This is a genomic window from Vicinamibacterales bacterium (genome assembly GCA_036496585.1).
Classification (GTDB): Bacteria; Acidobacteriota; Vicinamibacteria; order Vicinamibacterales; family 2-12-FULL-66-21; genus JAICSD01.
Map to the genome: position 1 here is coordinate 256,964 of DASXLB010000004.1, position 20,309 is coordinate 277,272.

Annotated in this window: 20 protein-coding genes; 12 read left to right on the forward strand and 8 right to left on the reverse strand. The window is 68.4% G+C overall.

All coding sequences use genetic code 11. The annotated features are described in order from the left end of the window. Positions 1–36 precede the first annotated feature (36 nt). The 7 genes from VGI12_01580 to VGI12_01610 all read left to right on the forward strand — a co-directional run bounded on the left by VGI12_01580 (position 37) and on the right by VGI12_01610 (position 9,641). On the forward strand, positions 37–1,044 hold the full coding sequence (locus tag VGI12_01580; protein HEY2431333.1) for a rod shape-determining protein: 1,008 nt from the start codon (positions 37–39) through the stop codon (positions 1,042–1,044). Positions 1,045–1,168: 124 nt separating this feature from the next. Further along, positions 1,169–2,791 (forward strand): S1C family serine protease, encoded by a 1,623-nt coding sequence (locus VGI12_01585; protein HEY2431334.1) that lies wholly within the window; start codon positions 1,169–1,171, stop codon positions 2,789–2,791. A gap of 40 nt (positions 2,792–2,831) precedes the next feature. Continuing rightward, a complete protein-coding gene (locus tag VGI12_01590) occupies positions 2,832–3,824 on the forward strand; it encodes an LLM class flavin-dependent oxidoreductase (protein ID HEY2431335.1) in 993 nt (330 codons plus the stop codon). Between the two features lie 34 nt (positions 3,825–3,858). Next, positions 3,859–4,344 carry a hypothetical protein gene (locus VGI12_01595; protein HEY2431336.1) on the forward strand — a complete coding sequence of 162 codons (486 nt, stop codon included), beginning with the start codon at positions 3,859–3,861 and terminating at the stop codon, positions 4,342–4,344. Positions 4,345–4,578: 234 nt separating this feature from the next. Further along, positions 4,579–7,821, forward strand: a complete 3,243-nt coding sequence (locus VGI12_01600) for a DEAD/DEAH box helicase (GenBank protein ID HEY2431337.1) — start codon at positions 4,579–4,581, stop codon at positions 7,819–7,821. Between the two features lie 209 nt (positions 7,822–8,030). Continuing rightward, a complete protein-coding gene (locus VGI12_01605) occupies positions 8,031–8,480 on the forward strand; it encodes a thermonuclease family protein (protein HEY2431338.1) in 450 nt (149 codons plus the stop codon). A gap of 126 nt (positions 8,481–8,606) precedes the next feature. Continuing rightward, complete coding sequence (locus VGI12_01610) at positions 8,607–9,641, forward strand: hypothetical protein (protein HEY2431339.1); 1,035 nt, start codon at positions 8,607–8,609, stop codon at positions 9,639–9,641. A 26-nt stretch (positions 9,642–9,667) separates the two neighbouring features. On the opposite strand, the gene VGI12_01615 is transcribed toward VGI12_01610, so the two are convergent. Continuing rightward, positions 9,668–10,111, reverse strand: coding sequence for an FKBP-type peptidyl-prolyl cis-trans isomerase (locus VGI12_01615; protein ID HEY2431340.1), 444 nt, complete (start codon positions 10,109–10,111; stop codon positions 9,668–9,670). Between the two features lie 50 nt (positions 10,112–10,161). On the opposite strand from VGI12_01615, the gene VGI12_01620 reads away from it, so the two are divergent. The 4 genes from VGI12_01620 to VGI12_01635 all read left to right on the forward strand — a co-directional run bounded on the left by VGI12_01620 (position 10,162) and on the right by VGI12_01635 (position 13,684). Then, the gene (locus tag VGI12_01620) at positions 10,162–11,844 is read left to right on the forward strand and encodes a dynamin family protein (protein ID HEY2431341.1); all 1,683 of its coding nucleotides are present in this window, start codon (positions 10,162–10,164) and stop codon (positions 11,842–11,844) included. A gap of 56 nt (positions 11,845–11,900) precedes the next feature. Further along, the gene (locus tag VGI12_01625) at positions 11,901–12,065 is read left to right on the forward strand and encodes a hypothetical protein (GenBank protein HEY2431342.1); all 165 of its coding nucleotides are present in this window, start codon (positions 11,901–11,903) and stop codon (positions 12,063–12,065) included. A 109-nt stretch (positions 12,066–12,174) separates the two neighbouring features. Beyond that, positions 12,175–12,975, forward strand: a complete 801-nt coding sequence (locus VGI12_01630) for a hypothetical protein (GenBank protein HEY2431343.1) — start codon at positions 12,175–12,177, stop codon at positions 12,973–12,975. Between the two features lie 28 nt (positions 12,976–13,003). Then, positions 13,004–13,684, forward strand: coding sequence for an HAD-IA family hydrolase (locus VGI12_01635; GenBank protein HEY2431344.1), 681 nt, complete (start codon positions 13,004–13,006; stop codon positions 13,682–13,684). Here the strand turns inward: VGI12_01635 and VGI12_01640 are convergent. From VGI12_01640 to VGI12_01655, 4 genes are read right to left on the reverse strand one after another with little or no spacing between them, the layout of a single operon-like run. Further along, positions 13,668–14,126: an FKBP-type peptidyl-prolyl cis-trans isomerase gene (locus tag VGI12_01640; protein ID HEY2431345.1), complete on the reverse strand. Its 459-nt coding sequence runs from the start codon at positions 14,124–14,126 to the stop codon at positions 13,668–13,670. The two genes, VGI12_01635 and VGI12_01640, sit on opposite strands and share 17 nt — an antisense overlap. 29 nt (positions 14,127–14,155) lie before the next feature. After that, positions 14,156–14,695, reverse strand: a complete 540-nt coding sequence (locus VGI12_01645; protein ID HEY2431346.1) for an FKBP-type peptidyl-prolyl cis-trans isomerase — start codon at positions 14,693–14,695, stop codon at positions 14,156–14,158. A 55-nt stretch (positions 14,696–14,750) separates the two neighbouring features. Further along, positions 14,751–16,262 carry a glycerol kinase GlpK gene (gene glpK, locus VGI12_01650; protein HEY2431347.1) on the reverse strand — a complete coding sequence of 504 codons (1,512 nt, stop codon included), beginning with the start codon at positions 16,260–16,262 and terminating at the stop codon, positions 14,751–14,753. A 39-nt stretch (positions 16,263–16,301) separates the two neighbouring features. Continuing rightward, positions 16,302–17,051 (reverse strand): MIP/aquaporin family protein, encoded by a 750-nt coding sequence (locus VGI12_01655; GenBank protein ID HEY2431348.1) that lies wholly within the window; start codon positions 17,049–17,051, stop codon positions 16,302–16,304. 359 nt (positions 17,052–17,410) lie between these two features. Between VGI12_01655 and VGI12_01660 the strand changes: the two genes are divergently transcribed. After that, on the forward strand, positions 17,411–17,767 hold the full coding sequence (locus VGI12_01660; protein HEY2431349.1) for an RNA-binding protein: 357 nt from the start codon (positions 17,411–17,413) through the stop codon (positions 17,765–17,767). 52 nt (positions 17,768–17,819) lie between these two features. On the opposite strand, the gene VGI12_01665 is transcribed toward VGI12_01660, so the two are convergent. From VGI12_01665 to VGI12_01675, 3 genes are all read right to left on the reverse strand, one after another. Continuing rightward, positions 17,820–18,629 carry a hypothetical protein gene (locus VGI12_01665; protein HEY2431350.1) on the reverse strand — a complete coding sequence of 270 codons (810 nt, stop codon included), beginning with the start codon at positions 18,627–18,629 and terminating at the stop codon, positions 17,820–17,822. A gap of 20 nt (positions 18,630–18,649) precedes the next feature. Beyond that, positions 18,650–20,104, reverse strand: coding sequence for an NCS1 family nucleobase:cation symporter-1 (locus tag VGI12_01670; protein HEY2431351.1), 1,455 nt, complete (start codon positions 20,102–20,104; stop codon positions 18,650–18,652). Continuing rightward, positions 20,059–20,309: hypothetical protein (locus tag VGI12_01675; protein ID HEY2431352.1), on the reverse strand; the 251-nt coding region annotated here is incomplete at its 5' end. The genes VGI12_01670 and VGI12_01675, both read right to left, overlap by 46 nt.

Sequence of the window (20,309 nt, forward strand, 5' to 3'; positions counted from 1 at the left end):
CACCGGGAACGGATCGTGCTGCGCGCCCGCGCATCCATGAACCTCTTCTCTACGGATATCGCCATCGACCTCGGTACGGCGAACACCTGCGTCTTCGCACACGGCCGCGGCATCGTCCTCAACGAACCGTCGATCGTCGCATTCAACACGGCCAAGGGTCACGTCGAAGCGGTTGGCCAGGAGGCGCACGAGATGCTCGGGCGGACGCCCGGGTACATCAAGGCGGTGCGGCCGCTGCGCGACGGCGTGATCGCCGACTTCGACGCCGCCGAGAAGATGCTGGTGCACTTCGTGCGCAAGGCGATGGGGCGCTCGTACCTGAAACGGCCGCGCCTGGTGATTGGCGTGCCCTCCGAGATTACGCAGGTCGAGCGGCGGGCCGTGCGCGACAGCGGATTCCGCGTCAAGGCCAGTGAAGTCCACCTGGTCGAGGAGCCGATGGCGGCGGCGATCGGGGCGGGGCTGCCGGTGACCGAGGCCGCCGGCAACATGATCATCGACATCGGCGGAGGCACGACCGACATCGCCGTCATCTCGATGGCGGGCTCGGTCTACGGCCGGTCGCTCCGCGTCGCCGGCGACGCGATGGACGATGCGATCGTCGCCTTCATGCGCAAGACCTTCAACCTGTATATCGGCGAGCGTACCGCGCAGCAGATCAAGTTCGAGATCGGGTCGGCGATGCCGCTCGAGCAGAAACTGGAGATGATCGTCAAGGGGCGGCACGTGCTCGAAGGGGTGCCGAAGACCGTCATCGTCACCGACGCAGACATCCGGACGGCGCTCGCCGACCCTCTTCACCAGATCGTTCGCGCGGTCCGCGAGGCGCTCGAACGGATTCCTCCGGAACTGTGCGCCGACATCTACGACCGCGGCATCGTGCTCACCGGCGGCGGCGCGCTGCTGCGCAATCTCGATCACCGGCTGAGGGACGACATCGGCTTGCCGGTCCTGATCGCTGAAAACCCCTTGACCTCGGTCGTCCTCGGCGCCGGCATGATGCTGTCGGACATCGGGCTGCTGCGAAAGGTGGCGTCGAACTAGGACCTCGCACAGGCTGAGGCGCCTGCGAGCGGGCCACCGCCCGCACGACACGCCGGCGGGCGTCGTGCTCATCCGCCGCGCGGTTACGCACGTAAATGTTGCGCCGCACGGCGTACACTGAGACGTGGCCCTCTTCCTCGCGTGGCTGATCGCCCTGGCGGCGGCGCCGCAGACGGCCGTACTCAGAATCACCGTCAGCGTGACTGCCGCCGATGGCAGCACCCACCCGGTGCCGAGGCATGTCCTTCTCATCAGCGACGACCCGGTCACCGCCTCGCCGCAGCGATTCGTCACCAAGGCGGACGGCACGGCGGAAGCGCACCTCAAGCCCGGGAAGTACGTCGTCGAATCCGACAACCCCTACGTGCTCGACGGACAGGCCTACGAATGGTCGCAGCCGGTCAAGGTCGCGGCGACCGGCGAGACGACGCTGGCGTTGACGGCCGCGAACGCGGCGATCGAGGCGGCGAAGCCAGGCGCCGCGCCGACCGTCGCCGCCGTAGAGGAGCGGGTCGAGGGTTCGCTGCTCGCGGACTGGAAGGACAGCATCGTCATCATCTGGACCCCGGCGCGTGTCGGCCGGGGATTTCTGATGGACGCGCGTGGGCTCGTTGTCACCAACCAGCGGCTGATCGAGACAGCCACCACGGTGGAAGTGCAGGTCTCGGCCACGACGAAGGTCGCCGGACGCGTCGTGGCGAACGATCCCAACCGGAACGTCGCCATCATCTGGATCGATCCACGGGCGGTGGCGCCGGCACGGCCGCTGACGCCGGCCTTCTCGCCGCCGGCTGCGCCGCTGGCCGAGCGCGACACGGTCTACGCGATCGAGGCGCCGGCCAGCGGCGCCCGGAGCGTGATCTCGGGCACCGTCGACCGGGTGTCGGCGCACACCGTCTCGTCGGATGTGCCGCTCGGTCGTGACAGCGCCGGCGTGCCGCTCCTGAACGCATCGGGCCGGGTCGTCGCGATCACGACATCGGCTGAAGAGGCCTCGGCGGTGAACGAGATCTCACCGCGCTCGGTTCGGATCGACGACGCGCAAAGCGCGCTGGCGGAGGCCGGAAAGAAGATCGAAGGCGCGGCGCCACCCTCGGCCACGCCGCTGCCCATGGACCCGGATCTGCCCTTCCCGGAGGAGGCGCTGAAGAAGGCCGCCAAGGCGCGCGGTGCCAGCCTCTCGCCGTACCTGGTGGCGGCGTCCGACTTCGAGGTGAATATCATCACCCCGCCGGTGCTCTATGGCTCGCTGCACAAGAGCGACGACGGTGGGCATTTCGACTACGCGCGCGATGACCATGCCCAGGCGCAGGCGGTGCTCAACCCGCTCGACGACTTCGGGACCTGGCGCGAGTACGTGAGCGACGCGCCCCCCGTCGTGTTGATTCGGGTGACGCCGAAATTCGGCGAGAACTTCTGGACGACGGTCGCCCGCGGCGCCGCGCAGACCCAGGGGGTGGCGATTCCGGCGATCAAGCGCCCCAAGGCCGGCTTTGGCGGGCTGCGCCTGTCGTGCGGCGACAAGGAGATCGCGCCGATTCATCCGTTCCGCATCGAGCACCGCCTCGATGGGTCCGCCTCGATCGACGAAGGCTTGTATGCCTTCGACGTCTCGGCGTTTTCGCCGCAATGCGGCCGCGTGTCGATCACCCTGTTCTCCGACAAGCCGTCGGACAAGGGGGACACGCGAACCGTCGATGCGAAGATCGTCCAGCAGGTGTGGGACGACTTCGCACCGTATCGCTGAACGAGTGATCTGCCGCCAGACCGCAGCGCGACCTGAGACCATGCACCTGTCGATTCTCGATCTGTCGCCGATCACCGAAGGGAGCGACGCCGGTACGGCACTGCGCAACTCGCTCGATCTCGCGCAGCATGCCGAGCAGTGGGGATACCGCCGCTTCTGGGTCGCGGAGCACCACAACATGCCGGGGATTGCGAGCGCCGCGACCGCCGTCGTCATCGCTTATCTCGCGGGCGGCACCCGCACGATCCGCGTCGGGTCGGGTGGCGTCATGCTGCCCAACCACGCGCCACTCGTCGTGGCGGAGCAGTTCGGCACGCTCGAGTCGCTCTTCCCAGGGCGGATCGATCTCGGCCTCGGGCGCGCCCCCGGCACCGATCCCAGGACCGCGCAGGCGCTGCGCCGGACGCTCGCCAGCGACCCGGACGCGTTCCCGCAGGACGTGCTCGAGCTGTTGTCCTACTTCCAACCGGAAGACGGGCAGAACCTCCGCGCCGTTCCCGGCGCGGGCGCGTCCGTGCCTATCTATATCCTCGGGTCGAGCCTGTTCGGCGCGCAGGTCGCGGCGGCGCTGGGGCTGCCGTTCGCGTTCGCGTCGCATTTCGCCGCGGCGCAGATGCTGCCGGCGATTCGGATCTACCGCGAACGCTTCACCGCATCGCCGGTCGCGCAGATCGCGCAGCCGTACGTGATGCTCGGCGTCAGCATCGTCGCGGCCGAGACCGACGACGAGGCGCGGTTCCTTGCGTCGTCTGCACGCCAGTCGTTCGCCAGCCTGCGCGCCGGCACGCCGATTCGGCTGCCGCCGCCCAGCCGTGAATGGGAGAAGGCAGTGGTGCCGTTCGACGCCACGCGGATCGAATCGCTGCCGTCGATTTCCATCGTCGGGTCGGCGGCGACGATCCGTGCGGGGCTGGGGGCGTTCACGGCGCTCACCGCGCCAGACGAGCTGATCGTCGTGTCGCACGTCCACGATCACGGCGCACGGCTGCGATCCTACGAGATCGTGGCGAACCTGGACGCGCGCGCCGATTGACGGCGGCGAGCAGGCGGCGATCGCCGCCACCAACGTGTACCAGGGCTGCCGCATCTCCGTCACAGTCGGGCTCGTCTACATCTTCAAGAACGCGGCGTTGTTCGCGGCTGCGATGCTGGAAGGTGAGGTCCTTGTGAACACTCTGGCGAAGAGAGCGTCGGTGCTGATGGCTGCCATGGCGATGTTGACCGGCGGTGCGGCGGTGGCGCGCGCCGACCAACAGGTCACCGCTACCGTGCCGTTCGTGTTCCAGGTCGGCGAGATGACGCTGCCCGCGGGCGTCTACACGATCAGCTATCGGAGCGAGCAGCCGAACCTGCTGACCATCACCGCGGCGAGCGGCGAGCACGTGACGATCGCGCTCGCGGTTCGGCTGTCGAACGAGGCGCTCGCCGACGGGCCACGGCTCGAGTTCCGCCGTACGGCCGGCGCCAATTACCTCGAGCGCGTCGTGCTGTCGGATGTCGACGGCATGCAGATGTCCCTGCCGGCGCTTGCCGCCGCCTCGCGCTCTCGTTGAGCGCCGCGGCGAAGCGCCCGTTTCGCGTTTGAAGCCGGTGCGGTCGGCGACGGTGCGAACCTCCCGTCGCACGCGTCCGCTGCCGCCCGGCTTCCGCGAAGCGCTGTCATGGACGGGCGGCGCCGCTGAATCAAGCGGCGCCGCCCCGATGGCGGCGGCCCTCAACGAACTCTTCGATCGTCCTGTGATTGAAGTCGAGGACGTTACCGGGCTGGCGCGCAGTACACTGGAGAGATGTCTTCTCCGTTCCCGCTCACCCGCGTGCTCGCGCGCGAGGTGGCCGGCGGGAGCCGCAGCAAGGGACGCCAGTACCACCTCGACGGCGCGGTCACCCGGATCGAGGGGGACGCATGGAGTGTCCGCGCGGTCATCCGCGGATCGCACGACTACCGCGTCCAACTCACCCGCCGCGGCGACGATTTCACCGCCGCTTGCGAATGCGCTTATTTCGTGGAGCGCGGAATCTGCAAACACATCTGGGCGACGCTGCTCGAGGCCGAGCGGCGCGGACTCCTGATGGGCGGCGGCCGCATCAGCGACGAGGCAATACTGCGGGCAGCTGATCTCGACCCGGACGCCGACCCCGAGTTCGGCCTTCCGGCCCCCCGACGCGCCGAATCGCCCCAACCCTGGGAGCGGTTTCTCAACGAGTTCTCCCGCAACCTCAGCTCGACCACGCGCCCGACCCGCGCCTCGAAGTTCGCCGACGCGCAGCTGATCTACGCGATCGATCGGGCCGCGACCCTGGCCACCGGGATCGTGGCCATCGACTTGATGACGCGAACCCGACGCAAGACGGGGGACTGGGCGAAGCCGAAGCCGGCGCAGATTTCGATCGGCGACCTCGAGGACATGACCGACCCCGGCGATCGCGAGATCCTGCCGCAGCTGGTCGGCGCGCTCGATACCTATGGCGCGTATGCAGACTTCGGGCGGTCCTCGTTCCGTCTGACGGGCCCGCTGCTCGACCGGCTGCTGCCGGCGATCGTGCGCACCGGTCGCGCCGTGCTGCGGCTGCAGCGGCAGCCCGAGGAATACCAGGCGCTCGAATGGGACGACGGCCCCACCTGGCTCTTTCGCCTGGACATCGTCCACGGCACGCGCGACGAGAGCTTTTCAATCGACGGGGCGCTGGTGCGCGGAGACGAGCGGCTGACGATCCGCGAGCCGTCGATGGTGCTGGCGGCCGGGTATCTGGTTCATCGCGGGCGTGTCGCCCGGCTCGACACCGGTGGCGCGTTCGCCTGGCTGGCGCAGCTGCGCGGCTCTGGAGAGGTCACGATTCCCCCCGACGCGACGGGCCGCCTGGTGGACGTGCTGGCGCGGTCCGGGGTCGACCCGTCCGAGCTGCCGCCGGAGCTGCAGTTCGAGATCGTCGCGAGCCGGCCGAAGCCGTCGGTCAGCGTTCGCGCCGATCCGCAACGGGACGCGATGGCGTCGCTGAATGCGGCGGTCACCTTCGACTACGGCGGCCTTCGCGTCTCGCCGGAGATGCCGGGAAGTGTCTACGACCAGGAGCGCAGGCGCCTGGTGCGGCGCGACACCGCGTTCGAGCAGCAGGCCCTGGCGCAGCTCGGGCCGGCCGGGTTCGCGCGGCACTGGGACTATCTCGCCGCGCGCCAGGGGTACGCGATCTCGCCGGCGATGCTCGGTCACGCCGTGCGGACGCTGGTGCCGCTCGGCTGGCGGATCGAGGCGGAAGGCCGAGCCTTCAGGCCGGCGCAGCGGATGACCTCCGAGGTCAAATCGGGGATCGACTGGTTCGAGCTTCACGGCACGGTCGACTTCGGCGAAGGCCTCACGGCGCCGCTGCCGCGCCTGCTTGAAGCGATGCGCGCCGGGCGCTCGACGGTGACGCTGGACGATGGCAGCGAAGGGATGGTCCCGGACGAATGGCTCCTCCGCTTCGCCGGAATCGCCAGCGCCGGCGAGGCGTCGGGCGATCATGTCCGGTTCCGCGGCTCGCAGGCGGCGCTGCTCGACGCCGCGCTCGCCGATCTGCCCGCCGTCGACATGGACGAGCGCTTCGTCCGCGCCCGCGACGAGCTGTCGACGTTCGGCGGACTCACCCCGCTCGATCCGGCGAAGTCGTTCAACGGCCGACTGCGCGACTATCAGCGCGACGCGCTGGGGTGGCTGGCGTTCCTGAGGCGCTTCGGCTTCGGCGGGTGTCTCGCTGACGACATGGGGCTGGGGAAGACGGTGATGGTACTCGCCTGGCTCGATCGGCTGCGGGCCTCGCGCGAGCTGCGCGGCCCCTCGCTCGTGGTCGTGCCGAGGTCGGTGCTGTTCAACTGGGTGGAAGAGGCGAGGCGCTTCGCGCCGCAGCTCACGGTGCTCGACTTCAGCGGCGCCGGCCGCACACTCGACGCCGTGTCGCGTCATCACGTGGTGCTGACCACCTATGGGACGCTGCGGCGCGATGCGCTGCTGCTCAAGGACGTGTCGTTCGACTACGCGGTGCTCGACGAAGCGCAGGCGATCAAGAACGCGGCGACCGCGGCCGCGAAGGCGGCGCGGCTGGTGCGCGCCTCGAACCGACTGGCGCTGAGCGGCACGCCGATCGAGAACCATCTGGGCGAGCTGTGGAGCCTGTTCGAGTTCCTCAATCCCGGCCTGCTCGGCAGCTCCTCGGCGTTCGCCCGGCACGGGTCGGCGGCCTCGCGCCGGGACCCGAAGTCGGTCGACGTGCTCGCCCGAGGCGTGCGTCCGTTCATCCTGCGCCGCACCAAGACGCAGGTGGCGCCGGAGCTGCCCCCCCGCACCGAGCTGACCATCCGCTGCGAGCTGTCCCGGCCCCAGCGCGAGCTCTACGACGAGCTGCGCGACCACTATCGATCGACGCTGCTGTCGCGCATTGCCCGCGACGGTATCCAGCGGTCGAAAATTCACGTCCTCGAGGCGCTGCTGCGCCTGCGGCAGGCGGCCTGTCATCCGGGGCTCGTCGATCCGGCGCGCGCCGGCGATCCCTCGGCCAAGTTCGATGCCCTGGTGCCGCAGCTCGCCGAAGTGATCGACGAGCGGCACAAGTGTCTCGTCTTCTCGCAGTTCACCAGCCTGCTGGCGCTGCTCAGGACGCGTCTCGACGCGGAGGGCTTCCGCTACGAGTATCTCGACGGGCGCACGCGCGATCGCGAAGCGCCGGTGCGCCGGTTCCAGGAGGACCCTGACACGCGGCTCTTTCTCATCAGCCTGAAGGCGGGAGGGCTCGGCCTCAACCTGACCGCGGCGGAATACGTGTACCTGCTGGACCCGTGGTGGAATCCGGCGGTCGAGGCGCAGGCGATCGACCGCGCGCACCGCATCGGCCAGACGCGGCACGTCTTCGCCTACCGCCTGCTGGCGGTCGGCACGGTCGAAGACAAGATCATCGAGCTGCAGGGGACCAAGCGCGACCTCGCCGACGCCATCGTCCGTGCCGACGAAGGGCTGCTCCGGTCTCTGAGCCGGGAGGACCTCGAGATCCTGCTCGAGTGATGGCTTCCGCGTTCATCTCTGCCATCCGCGCCCCGAATTCAACCAGCCCGTCTCCCTTCTTCCTCCTCGATGTGGTGCTCGCCCGTTGCTCGGCGGCGGGCGACGCCTCGTAGCGCTCCCTGACGATCAGATCGGCCACCTGGTGACCGGAGTGTCGATTGCAGTGGCACGACGCCGTTCCCTGTAACCCGTTGAAGGAGTGTGGCGTCATGCAGTTCCTGCGCGTTGTGTTCATGGCGGCAATGGCAGCAATCGCTGTCCCGCAGCATCTGTCGGGTCCCGACGTGGTGGCGGTGCAAGGCGTCGTCGACGGCAACACGGTGGTGCTCGCGACCTATGGGCACGTGCGCCTCGCTGGGATCCATGCGCCGCGGATTGCCCGCCGCGGCTTCGACGGAGAACCGTTCGCCCGCGAAGCGAGTGCGCGGCTCGAGGGCCTCGTCGGCCGGCGGTTCGTGCGTCTGGAATTCCCGTCGGCGACCTCGCGGGCCAGTGCCTGGGTGGTGCTGGACGATGGAACGTTCGTCAACGCGCTGCTGGTCGCTGAGGGCCTGGCGCGGGTGTCGGGCAGACCTGGCGGGCCGCGCGGCGAGGAACTCGCGCGGGCGCAAGCGCGTGCGCAGCAGGCTCGCGTCGGAATCTGGAGTGGGCGGCCCTGACCGCGGGGTTCCGAGTGATACACGCCCGCGGCAGGGACGGCCTTTTGTCGGGACGAAGCGTCTTACCCTGGATGGCGCGGCCGCGGCGGATCCGTGGACCGATATAATCGACGCGAAGGAGAGTGGATGGGCATTCCGTGGAGGATTGTCGCGACGACGGCCGCAGCAGTGATCGCGGGGGCTGGAGCGGTGTCGGCGCAGACGGTGTACGTGCGTCATGCCCCGGCGGGCAGCCAGGTCGAGGTCGTGGCCAACGCCGCGTCCGCCGGCACCACCGCCGTCGACGCCGACGGCGAAGCGAAGGTCTCCTTCTCGCTTCCGGCCGGCATCACCGAGATGGACGCGAACATCTTCGTGGATACCTGCGGCACGCTGCGCAAGGTGGTGATCGTCGATCGCGCGCGCCAGCCGGCGGCCGTGGCCGAAGGCTGCGACCGCCGCGAGATTGCGGGCATCTACTGGGTGCGGCCGGTCAACACGATCGTGGTCGACGTGGGCGGCGTGGCTCCCTCGTTGCTGCTGGTCCGTGGCAGCTACACGCCGCCCAAGCCGACGGCGGAGGGTGACGAGAACAGCGGCACTCCCAGCCGCCCGCTGCCGAAGGGACTTCTGATGTTCGCGGGCGGGGCCTTCACCAGTTTCGGCAACACCGGCGATCTGTTCTGCGGCAACGCGACGCCCTGCAGCCAGACGTCGCACGGGTTGACGTACAACTTCGGCGCCACGCTCTGGTTGACCCGGTTCGTCGGCATCGAGGGCTCGTACATCCGCCCGCACGAAGTCACGGCGTCGGGCGGCGACACGTTCAAATTCAACAGTACGCTCGACAGCGACGTGTGGACGATCCTGGGCAAGCTTGGCGCGCAGGCGGGCGTGGTCCGCATTTACGGCCAGGGCGGCGTGAACTACCACGAGGCGACCAACACCACGGCCGAGACGATCGACGTCGCGGCGCAGACCTTTCAGTACAAGACCAAGGGCTGGAGCTGGGTTTTCGGTGGCGGGATGGAAGCGTGGATCGGTCAGAAGCAGCGGCTGGCCGTCTTCGGCGACGCGGGGATCATGCGGATCAAGGGGGACGCCGAAAGCGGCGGTGAAGCGATGATTGACGATCGGCTGAGATACGTGTCAGTGGGCGTCAAGGTCCGGCTGGGCCGGTAAGCCCCGCGGCGCGGTGCGCCGCCCGCTCACGAGCAGCCGGCCGCGGGGCACGTGCCCAACAGCTCGACGTCGAACACCAGGGTCGAATACGCCGGAATGGAAGAGTTGCGAATCCCGCCGTAGGCGAGCGACGGCGGAACGACGAGGCGCCGGATCCCGCCGACTTTCATGCCGACCAGTCCCTGGTCCCATCCCGCAATCACCGACGCGGTCCCCAGCGTGAACACGAACGGCGTCTTGCCGTTGCTCGTGTCGAACAGCAGTCCCTTGGTGTCGGGCTTCGAAGTGTCGTAGAGCCAGCCGGTGTAATTGACCGTGAGGATGTTTCCGCTGACCGCCACGTCGCCGGTGCCGAGCAGGAGATCGATCTGGCTGTAGGGAGCGGTCGAGGACGGACTGGTGACGGACTGGCCGCACGCCGCGCTCAACCCACAGGCCGCTATGACGCCGGCGGCAACGACGAGCCTCATGCGTCCACTATAACGCGATCTGGCGCGCATCCTGCACCGTCGGGGCCGTTGTGGCGCTGCAGTGGCTACTCGGGCCTGCCGAGCAGGAGCTGTTACGCGAGGAGCGTCGGATTCTCGGCGACCTTCGCGCCAGCCTGATCAGGTTCAACGCCAGCGACGAGAGCCTGGCGCCGCTCGAACGCTCGATCGAACAGCTCGACGAACTGTTCCTGCTGGTCGTGGTCGGCGAATTCAACGCCGGCAAGAGCGCGGTCATCAACGCGCTCGCCGGGGAACGGCTGGTCGAGGAGGGTGTGACCCCGACGACCGCCCGGGTGACCCCCGTCCGCTACGGCGACATGCAGATCGTCGACACGCCGGGCACCAACGCCGTCCTTCGCGAGCACGAGCAGATCACGACCCGCTTCGTGCCGCGGGCGGATCTCGTCCTGTTCGTCACCTCCGCCGACCGGCCGTTCACCGAGACCGAGCGCGCCTTCCTCGAGCAGATCGCCGAGTGGGGCAAGAAGGTCGTGATCGTCATCAACAAGATCGACATCCTCGCGGGGGAGAAGGAGGTCGGCGAGGTCCGCGCCTACGTCGCCGGGAACGCGCGGCGGTGGCTCGGCGTCACGCCCGAGATCTTTGCGGTCAGCGCGCGCGCCGCGTTCCGTGGCAGGAGCGGCGAACCGCACCTCTGGTCGTCGAGCGGCTTCGCGGCGCTCGAGGACTACATCCGCGGGTCGCTCGACTCCGTTGCACGCACCCGTCTCAAGCTGCTCAATCCGATTGGCGTTGGCGCGGCCCTGATCGAGCGCTACGTGACGTCGACGCACGAGCGCCTCCAGGCGCTCACCGAGGACGTCACCGTCATCGACGACGTCGAGCAGCAGCTCGCCGCCTACGAGCGTGACATGCTCCACGACATCGGCGCGCGCCTGGCCGTGATCGACAACGTGCTGCTCGAGATGGAGCGCCGCGGCGATGACTACTTCGACGACACCATCCGGATCGGACGCGTCCTGGATCTGCTGAACCGGTCGCGAGTACAGGAGGGGTTCGAGCGGCAGGTCGTCGCCGACGCGCCGCAGCAGATAGAGGCGCGCGTCCACGAGCTGATTGACTGGCTGGTCGAAGCCGATTTCCGGCAGTGGCAGCGCATCACCCGCCATCTCTCCGCGCGCCGCCGCGCCTTCCAGGATCGCCTCGTCGTTGCGCCCGAGGACGAGGAAGCCCGTCCATTTCACGATCAGCGGCGCCGCATGGTCGAGAGCGTCGGCGGCGCCGCGCAGCGGGTCGTCGAGGGCTACGACCGCCGGCGGGAGGCAAGCCAGCTCGCCGACGGCGCGCGCAACGCGGTGGCCGCGGCGGCGGCGGCCGGCGCGGGCGCGGTCGGGCTCGGCACCCTGGTGACGGTGGCTGCCAGCACGGCCGCGGCCGACGTCACGGGGATCCTGCTGGCCGGAGTGATCGCGGCGCTCGGGCTGTTCATCATCCCGGCGCGGCGCGCGCGGGCCAAGGTGCAGATGCGCAACCGGATCGCCGGCGTTCGGGCCAGCCTGTCGGACGCGCTGACGTCGCGCTTCCGCGAAGAAATCGAGCACAGCGCGGCGCGAATGCGGGAGGGGATCGCTCCCTACACGCGGCTCATACGGTCCGAAAGGGACAAGCTGCGGGATACAGAGGCGCGGCTGGGCCAGCTGCGGGCCGCGGTGGCGGGCCTGCGCGACCGGGTGGATCAGCTCGCGGCCTGAGGCCTCCGGAAAACGTTTCTGCAAACCTCCCGCAGGTTTTATCCGTCTGAGAGGCTATGAGTTTCCTCCAGAAGCTGTTTAGGAAAAAGGCCGAGCCGAAGCAGCGCATCCACGTCTGCGTGGAGTGCGGGATGCCCGTGGCCGAGCACAAGGAATGGTGCAGCATTCTCAGAGGCCAGCGCGAGTTGGCGGCCAAGGCCGTCAAACAGCAGCCAGCCTGACCTCTCCAGGTGACATCGCTCGGCGCCGGGTGTGTCCCGATTCGATAGGCCTCCACCTCCGCCGCCAAACCCCGCGCCTCTCCAGGACGGGACGTTATAATCGCTGGCCATGCGAGCACAGTGGATCCGCATCGTGCTGTTCGCCGGAGTCGCGGCAGGGATCGCCGCGGCGGGGCTGGACGGTCTGTCGCAACTCGGGCTGACGCCAGAGGCGGCCAAGGAAGCCATCGGCAGCATCATCACCGGCGGCGTCAACGACCCGGCACTGCCGTCGAAGGCCTTTAAAATGCTGCCGCCGGCCGCGCGCGCGCAGGCGGTCACGTCGGCGGCGGGATGGGTGAAGGCGTACGCCGCCACGCCGGATTTCAAGAAGCAGTACACGCAGGTCCGGCAGAGTCACCGACCCGAGGCGCCGACCTGGGACACGACGCCCGAACAGGAACAGCAGAAGCAGGACGACGAGCAGAACAAGCAGTTCGCGGAATCGACGAAGGCGCTCGCCAGCCTCCCGGCGGAACAGCGCAAGCAGATCGAAGAGGCGATAAAGGGCGCAGCACAGGCGGCCGCGGCGACGAATACGCCCGAGATGCGCAAGATGCGGCTCGACGCGATCAAACAGGACCGGGCCCGCCAGACGAAGGCTTATCAAGACGAACTCGCCGGCTGGAACCGCGACTATCCGGACGATCCGAAGCCGATCATCGTCAAGCGGTTGAAAGAGTTCCTGGCGCTGTCCGCCGACGTCGACTTCAACGCCCGTCTGAAGACCCAGGAAGGCGCGTCGACCTTCGAGAATCCCGCCTATCAGGCGAAGTCATCGCCCTGGAAAGTCTGCTACCGCGCGGGCAAGGAAGCGACCGCTGCCGCCCGCACTGCCGCCCAGACGTGGCTGAGCGAGCTCGGCGGGTGATAGCGGCTGACACGGGCCGCGCCGCCATATGTCAGATCGCTGGGCGACCTTTGACTGCTACGGCACGCTGATCGACTGGAACGGCGGTATCCGCTCGGTGATGGCGCGCGTCTTCGGCGAGCCAGAGGCCGACCAGAAGCTGAAGCAGTATCACCAGATCGAACCGCGGCTCGAGCACGACGGCCGGCGCACGTATCGCGAGATCCTCACGATGGCGATGCGCGAACTCGGCGCGCCCGCGAGCGAGGTGCCAACGCTGGCCGCGTCGCTGCCGTCGTGGCCGCCGTTCCCCGAGGTGCCCGAGGCGTTGCGATCGCTTCGCGCCAGCGGGTGGCGGCTGGCCATTCTCTCGAATACCGATCGCGACTATATCGAGGCGTCCCTGGCGGCCATTGGCGTGCCCGTCGACCTGACGATCGTCGCCTCGGAGATCGGTTCCTACAAGCCGGCGGCGAACCACTGGGAGGCGTTTTTCCGCCGCACCGGCGCCGACCCGCGCGCCCACGTCCATGTCGCGGCCAGTCTGTATCACGACATCGCACCAGCGGCAGCGCTGAAGCTGCGGGCGATCTGGATCAATCGTCTCGCTGAAACCTCTGCGCTGCCGAGAGCGGCCGAACTGATGGATCTCTCGCAGCTGCCGTCGCTGCTCGACGCGCTTGCGCGTGACTCGCCGGGGAACAGGCGGCGGGCTACTGGGGAGGTGTGACGGCGGTCAGGGCGAGGTCGAAGACGAGCGCGGCGTTTGGCGGGATCGTGATCGCGCCGTTGGAGCCGGTCGAGCCATAGGCCAGCGATGGCGGGATGATGGCGCGGCGCGTTCCGCCGACATTCATCCCCGTGACGGCCTGTTCGAAGCCCGGGATGACCTGGTTGGCGCCGATCACGAACGTCGTCGTATTGGCGTCGAGCTGCACACCCTTCTTGTCGGGCGCGGTGTCGTCGTAGAGCCACGCCCCGTAGTTCACCGTCACTGTGCTTCCCGGCACCGCCGTCGCACCCGTGCCGATGGTGAAGTCGGTCTGCGAGTACGGCACGTTGCTCTGATCGGGCGCCGTCGGCGCCGCCACCTTGCCGAAGTCGCATCCGGCGGCGCACGCGGAAATCAGGACGGCTGCGACGAGGCGTCCGGGTCGGAGCAGCGGAGTCATCCTGCAAGTGTACCGCGAAGTCTCACCGGTCAGGAGAGGATGCGGATCAGCTCGATGTCGAACACCAGCACTCCCTGCGGGCCGTCCGCGCCTTCGTAAGCGAGCTTGGCCGGAATCCAGAAACGGCGCTTCTCGCCTTCAACCATCATCTGAACGCCCTCGGTCCAGCCAGGAATCACTCTGTCGAGACGAAACGTCGCCGGCTCGCCGCGTGCCACCGAGCTGTCGAACATCTTTCCGTCGGTGCTCCATCCTGTGTAATGGACGGTGACCTCGGAGTTCGCGCGCGGATGACGGGCGCCTGTCCCGGCCTGCAGCACCTTGCTCGCCAGGTTGTCCGACGTGCGCTGCGCATCGGCCGGGACGGCGGCGACATCGGGAGGCGCCGGAATCGGCGCGGGCCCCGACGTGCCGTTCGAGCCGCCGGAACAGCCAGCCAGCGCCGCCGCCAGGAAGACTGGCGCGAGCATCCACGGCCGGCCGCGCCGGATCCGGATCCGATTCCACGAGTTCGCCATCCACGACGAGGACGGCTCCGCTGCAGGTACTGAGAGTTGCGGTTTGGACATTGGCTGACAGGTTCCGGTGAGACGATGCGCCCCGGGCCGCGGCGTTGTCAAGCGGTCAGGAGACCCAGTCGAGCGTCCGCTGTACCGCCTTCTTCCATCCGGCGTACGCGGCGTCACGCTGATCCACCGACCAGCGCGGCTCCCATCGCTTGTCCATTCGCCAGTTCTCGCAGAGGTCGTTCAGATCCGACCAGAAGCCGACGGCGAGCCCCGCCGCGTAGGCCGCGCCGAGCGCGGTCGTCTCGGCGACCACCGGGCGCACCACCGGCACACCGAGGACGTCCGCCTGCATCTGCATCAGCGTGTCGTTCACGGTCGCGCCGCCGTCGACTTTCAGCACCTCGAGGCGGACTCCGGAATCGGCGACCATCGCCTCGAGCACGTCGCGCGTCTGGTAGCAGATCGCTTCGAGCGTGGCGCGCGCGAGGTGCGCCTTGGTGTTGAAGCGTGACAGGCCGACGACGGCGCCGCGCGCGTCCGACCGCCAGTACGGCGCGAACAAACCCGAGAACGCCGGCACGAAATAGACGCCGCCGTTGTCGGCGACCGTGTTGGCGAGCGTCTCGATTTCGCCGGCGCTGCTGATGATGCCGAGCTGGTCGCGCAGCCACTGGACGGCGGACCCGGTCACCGCGATCGATCCCTCGAGCGCGTAGATCGTCGGGCCCTGCAGCTGGTAGCACACGGTCGTCAGCAGGCCGGCGTTCGAGGGGACGATGTTGCGGCCGGTGTTGAGGAGCATGAAATTGCCCGTGCCGTAGGTGTTCTTTGCCTCGCCGGGCTTGATGCAGACCTGGCCGAGGGTGGCGGCCTGCTGATCGCCGAGATCGCCGGTGATCGGCACTTCGCCGCCGGTCGCGCCGTCGTGACGCGTCACTCCGAACGCGGCGGCGTGGGCCGACGGACGAATCGTCGGCAGCATCCGCCGCGGGATCGTGAAGATGCGCAGCAGCTCCTCGTCCCACTCCAGCGTCCGCAGATCCATCAGCAGCGTCCGGCTCGCGTTGGTGACGTCAGTCGCGTGGACGCCGCCGCTGCGGCCGCCGGTGAGATGCCAGATGGCCCAGGTGTCGGGGGTGCCGAAGACCGCGTCGCCGCGCTCGGCCGCGGCACGCACGCCGGGCACGTTGTCGAGAATCCACTGAATCTTCGCGCCCGAGAAGTAGGTCGCGGGCGGCAGCCCGGTTTTGGCGCGGATGGCCTCGGCCTGCGCCGCGGTCAGCGCGTTGATGAGGCGATCGGTCCGCGTGTCCTGCCAGACGATCGCGTTGTACCAGGGGTGACCGGTCTTCGGGTTCCAGACGATCGTCGTTTCACGCTGGTTGGTGACGCCGATCGCCGCCAGATCGTCCGACTGGATGTTGGCGTTGCGCATGGCGCGCGCGATCGTCTCGTCGCTGCGGGCGGCGATCTCGAGCGGATCGTGCTCGACCCAGCCGGGCTGCGGCAGGATCTGCTGATGCTCGAGCTGATGCCGCGCGATCGCGTTGCCGCCGCGATCGAAGATCATGAACCGCGTGCTGGTCGTCCCTTGATCGAGCGCGCCGACGTAGCGGGGCATCATCATGCGCCGATGGTCGCTCGTTCGCGATGCACGCGCCCCTCCTTAGAATCCGACGAGCACGTAGAGCCCGGCGCCGGCGAGGCCGCCGGCGATCGGCGCGAAGACGGGAATCCAGCTGTAAGCCAGATCCGACGATCCCTTGCCGGGAATCGGCAGCAGCGCGTGCGCGAGCCGCGGACCGAGATCGCGCGCCGGGTTGATCGCGTAGCCGGTCGGACCGCCGAGCGACAGGCCGATGCCGAGCACCAGCATGCCGACGAGCAACGGCTGCAGGCCGCGGCTGAAGACGAACGAGAGGTCGACGTCGCCCGGCTTCGAGAGCGTCTGGGCGTTGGCGGCGATCGCCAGAACCCCGAACAGCAGGACCGCCGTGCCGATGAACTCGCAGACGACGTTGCCGACGCCGTGGCGGATCGCCGGGCCGGTGCAGAACACGCCGAGCTTCGCGCCGGCCTCGCTCGTTTCCCCCCAGTGCGGCAGGTAGGCCAGCCACACCAGCACGCCGCCGGCAAAGGCGCCGACCAGCTGCGCAGCCAAGTAGCCGGGCACCTGCGCCCACGGAAAGCTGCCGATGGCGGCGAGCGCGATCGTCACGGCGGGATTCAGATGCCCGCCGCTGATGCGGCCAACCGCGTAGACCGCGATCGCCACGGCCACGGCCCATCCGGTCGTGATCACGATCCAGCCGCTGTTCTGACCCTTGGTCCGCTCCAGTACGACGTTGGCGACGACGCCGTCGCCGAGCAGCACCAGGATCATGGTGCCGACGGCTTCGGCCAGGAGCGCTTGCATGGGCCGGGAGTATACGCGCTGTCGCGCGATTTCACGAAGGGAGCCGGGCGATCGCGTGCCATGGCAGACGATCGGCCGCCAGGCTCGCACGGCGCGGCGGGCCAGCCCGGCTCGCAGGGCGCGCCCGCGCGGTAGTGCACAGGGCATCGTGTGATGGTGGACAGAGGGATTCAGGGTACGGGCTTGGACCGGATGCGCCCCCGCGCTCCCTGTGCTACCCTGAAGCCGTCAGAGTTGGACGAACTGCCCGCCTCCTTGTCAGAGCTCCGAGCCTTCCGCCCAATCAGTTTTGTTTCCGACCGGACGCTGACGGATCCGGTTGTTGTTCCCGTGCGGTACGGGACAGGAGAAGAACGCAGATGGCCCGGAAGTTGTACGTGGGAAACCTGCCATTTTCGGCGGGTGAGTCGGAACTGCAGGAACTGTTCGCGCAGGCTGGCGCGGTCGACTCGGTCAAGGTGATGCGCGACATGGCCACGGGCCGCGCGCGCGGGTTCGCCTTCGTCGAGATGGCCACCGACGAGGACGCGCAGAAGGCGATCGATAAGTTCCACAACTACTCGTTCGGTGGGCGCAACCTGACGGTGAACGAAGCGCGACCGCGGCCTGAACGGTCCGGCGGCTTCGGCGGCGGCGGCGGGTATGGCGACGGCGGTTACGGCCGTGGCGGCGGCGGTGGCGGCGGCAAGGGCGGCCGGCGCGAGCCCCGCTGGTAATCGACGCGTGAGAGACCCCAACGGAGGCGCGCCCGGCGCTTCCGTTGGACCGCTACTTCGTGAATTCGATCGTCAGCTCCGGATCGAGGGTGACCTTGATCCCCTTGACCCCCTTCAGCGCCACCCGGGCGTCGTCCAGCGACTGCGCCTTCTCCATCTGCTCGAGCGCGGCGGGATTGGACAGAACCTGGTCGAAGTCCATGCTGAGGAGCGTGACCGTCCCGCCGCTCACATACGGAACGTTCGTCTTGACGACGTGTCCGACCTGAATCGCGAAGTCGATTTTCATCCCGGCGAACATCGCCTTCATCATCTCCATCGCCTGCTTTTGGTCCATGCCGCCGAAGGGCGTGCCGGCAGCCTCCGTTTTGGCGGTGGCCCCGGCCTTGTTCAGATCGGTGTCGTTCTTGATGGTCAGCAGCGCGTGGCCATTGGGCAATTGCGCGAACGCCAGCGACATCGGCTGCGACGGCTTGCCGCCGACGTCGGCTCCCGCCGGTGCGTTCATCTCACGCAGAGACAGCTTGCGGATGTCGGTGAAGGCGTAGACCGCCCTCAGCCCCTTGTGATCCGGGGTGTCGATCCGGTCGCCTGAGACGAAGGTCACGCCTTCGCCCATCTTCGGCGCGGCCGTTTTCGCTTCGTCAATCGAAAACGGATCGCTGCCGGCGTCTTTCTTGTCCTTGCCGCCCATCGTCCCGAACGACTCGAGCTGGCTGAGTGCCTGCGCGGAGATGGTGGTGGTCTGTTCGATGGTGCCGCTGCCGTCCGGGTTCAGCTTCACGAGCGTCGACGACTGGAAACAAGCCGTGAGCACGGGAAGGACGAGCAAGGCGAGCCGAGCGAGTGATCGAGACAGCATGGTGGAAACCTCTGGAGATGCTAGCGCCTTTTCGCCAGCGCCGCATAGAGCGTGAACGAGACAGCCAGCCCGACGAACCATGCGTAGTCGAAGAGCGGCCGCATCGCCGGGATGGCCAGGCCGCCCCACGCCGCGGCGCAGCCGGCGAGCGTCGCGACGACCCCAGGCAGATGCCAGCCCGCGGTATAGCGATAGGCGCCATCCGGCAGGTACAGGTCCTCGAGTTCCAGGTGCGTGCGGCGGACCATCCAGTAATCGGCGATCAGCACGCCGGCGATTGAACCCAATCCGCCGGAGTAGCCGAGCAGCCAGGTGAAGATGTAGCCGGAGGGATCCGCGAGCAGGCGCCACGGCTGGATGGCGATGCCGAGCACGCCGGTGATCAGTCCGCCGGTCCTGAAGCCGATCGCGCGGGGAAAGGCGTTGGCGAAGTCGTTGGCGGGCGAGACGACGTTGGCGGCGATGTTGACCGAGAGGGTCGCGATGACGGCGGTGAACATCGACACCGCGGTGATCATCGGATCGTGGAACCCGCCGATCAATTTGATCGGATCCCAGATCAGCTCGCCGTAGATGATCCCGGTCGCGCTCGTGATCAGTACGCCCATCGCGGCGAACACGAACATCGTCGTCGGCAGCGCCACGACCTGACCCGCGATCTGCTCGCGCTGGCTGCGGCCGAAGCGGGTGAAGTCGGGCATGTTCAACGACAGCGTCGCCCAGAAGCCGATCATCGCGGTCAACGACGGTACGAACACCTTGAAGAACGCGCCGAACGACGCGAACCTGCCCGGATCCTCGAGCAGCGGCCCGAACCCGTGCGCCCGCCAGAGCGCCCAGCCGAGGAGCGCCGACGTCATGACGAGCACGAACGGCGCCGCCCAGTTCTCGACGTGCCGCAGCAGGTTCATGCCGCGGTAGATGACGAACACGTTGAGGCTCCAGAACAGCAGGAACGAGACCCACTCCGTCGTCGTGTGCCCGGCGACGCCGGCGCCGAGCAGGGCCGGCCAGCCGGGGATCAGGTTGGCGAAGAACGTGTTGAGCGCCTCGCCGCCGATCCAGGCCTGGATGCCGAACCAGCCGCACGCGACGAGCGCGCGCATGAGCGCAGGCAGGTTCGAGCCGATCGTCCCGTAGGCCGCGCGGGCAAAGACCGGAAAGGGGATGCCGTACTTGGTGCCCGGATGGGAGTTGAGGAGGATCGGAATGAGCACGATGGTGTTGCCGAGCGCGACCGTGAGGAGCGCCTGCCACCAGTTCATTCCGGTGGCGATCAAACCCGAGGCGAGCATGTAGGTCGGGATGCAGTGCGCCATCGAGATCCACAGCGCGGCGTAGTTGTAGGTCGACCAGTTGCGCAGGGCGATCGGCACCGGCGCGAGGTCGTCGTTGTACAGCGGGCTGCGCTCGATGCGCGTGCGATCGCTCAGTTCGACGCGCCCGTCGGCGAGAAGGACTTGAGTGGCCGGCATTGGCGGGAGAGTGTAGCGCACACCTTGTGGCGCCGTGCCGCCGACCCCGCCGGATGCTGCGGCGCAGGCCCTCGAGCCTGCCCATGTCCGTCGCGCAGCCCTTCAGGGCTGCCGATGCTGTAGCGCAGCCCTTCAGGGCTGCCGATGCTGTAGCGCAGCCCTTCAGGGCTGCCGATGCTGCCGCGCCGGTCTTCAGCCGTGCCTC

Bases quoted from the DNA above. Each gene is read 5' to 3' on its own strand.
- VGI12_01580 (HEY2431333.1), top strand. From the start codon at position 37: ATGAACCTCTTCTCTACGGATATCGCCATCGACCTCGGTACGGCGAAC.
- VGI12_01590 (HEY2431335.1), top strand. From the start codon at position 2,832: ATGCACCTGTCGATTCTCGATCTGTCGCCGATCACCGAAGGGAGCGAC.
- VGI12_01600 (HEY2431337.1), top strand. From the start codon at position 4,579: ATGTCTTCTCCGTTCCCGCTCACCCGCGTGCTCGCGCGCGAGGTGGCC.
- VGI12_01605 (HEY2431338.1), top strand. From the start codon at position 8,031: ATGCAGTTCCTGCGCGTTGTGTTCATGGCGGCAATGGCAGCAATCGCT.
- VGI12_01610 (HEY2431339.1), top strand. From the start codon at position 8,607: ATGGGCATTCCGTGGAGGATTGTCGCGACGACGGCCGCAGCAGTGATC.
- VGI12_01615 (HEY2431340.1), bottom strand. From the start codon at position 10,111: ATGAGGCTCGTCGTTGCCGCCGGCGTCATAGCGGCCTGTGGGTTGAGC.
- VGI12_01625 (HEY2431342.1), top strand. From the start codon at position 11,901: ATGAGTTTCCTCCAGAAGCTGTTTAGGAAAAAGGCCGAGCCGAAGCAG.
- VGI12_01630 (HEY2431343.1), top strand. From the start codon at position 12,175: ATGCGAGCACAGTGGATCCGCATCGTGCTGTTCGCCGGAGTCGCGGCA.
- VGI12_01635 (HEY2431344.1), top strand. From the start codon at position 13,004: ATGTCAGATCGCTGGGCGACCTTTGACTGCTACGGCACGCTGATCGAC.
- VGI12_01640 (HEY2431345.1), bottom strand. From the start codon at position 14,126: ATGACTCCGCTGCTCCGACCCGGACGCCTCGTCGCAGCCGTCCTGATT.
- VGI12_01645 (HEY2431346.1), bottom strand. From the start codon at position 14,695: ATGTCCAAACCGCAACTCTCAGTACCTGCAGCGGAGCCGTCCTCGTCG.
- glpK (HEY2431347.1), bottom strand. From the start codon at position 16,262: ATGATGATGCCCCGCTACGTCGGCGCGCTCGATCAAGGGACGACCAGC.
- VGI12_01655 (HEY2431348.1), bottom strand. From the start codon at position 17,051: ATGCAAGCGCTCCTGGCCGAAGCCGTCGGCACCATGATCCTGGTGCTG.
- VGI12_01660 (HEY2431349.1), top strand. From the start codon at position 17,411: ATGGCCCGGAAGTTGTACGTGGGAAACCTGCCATTTTCGGCGGGTGAG.
- VGI12_01665 (HEY2431350.1), bottom strand. From the start codon at position 18,629: ATGCTGTCTCGATCACTCGCTCGGCTCGCCTTGCTCGTCCTTCCCGTG.
- VGI12_01670 (HEY2431351.1), bottom strand. From the start codon at position 20,104: ATGCCGGCCACTCAAGTCCTTCTCGCCGACGGGCGCGTCGAACTGAGC.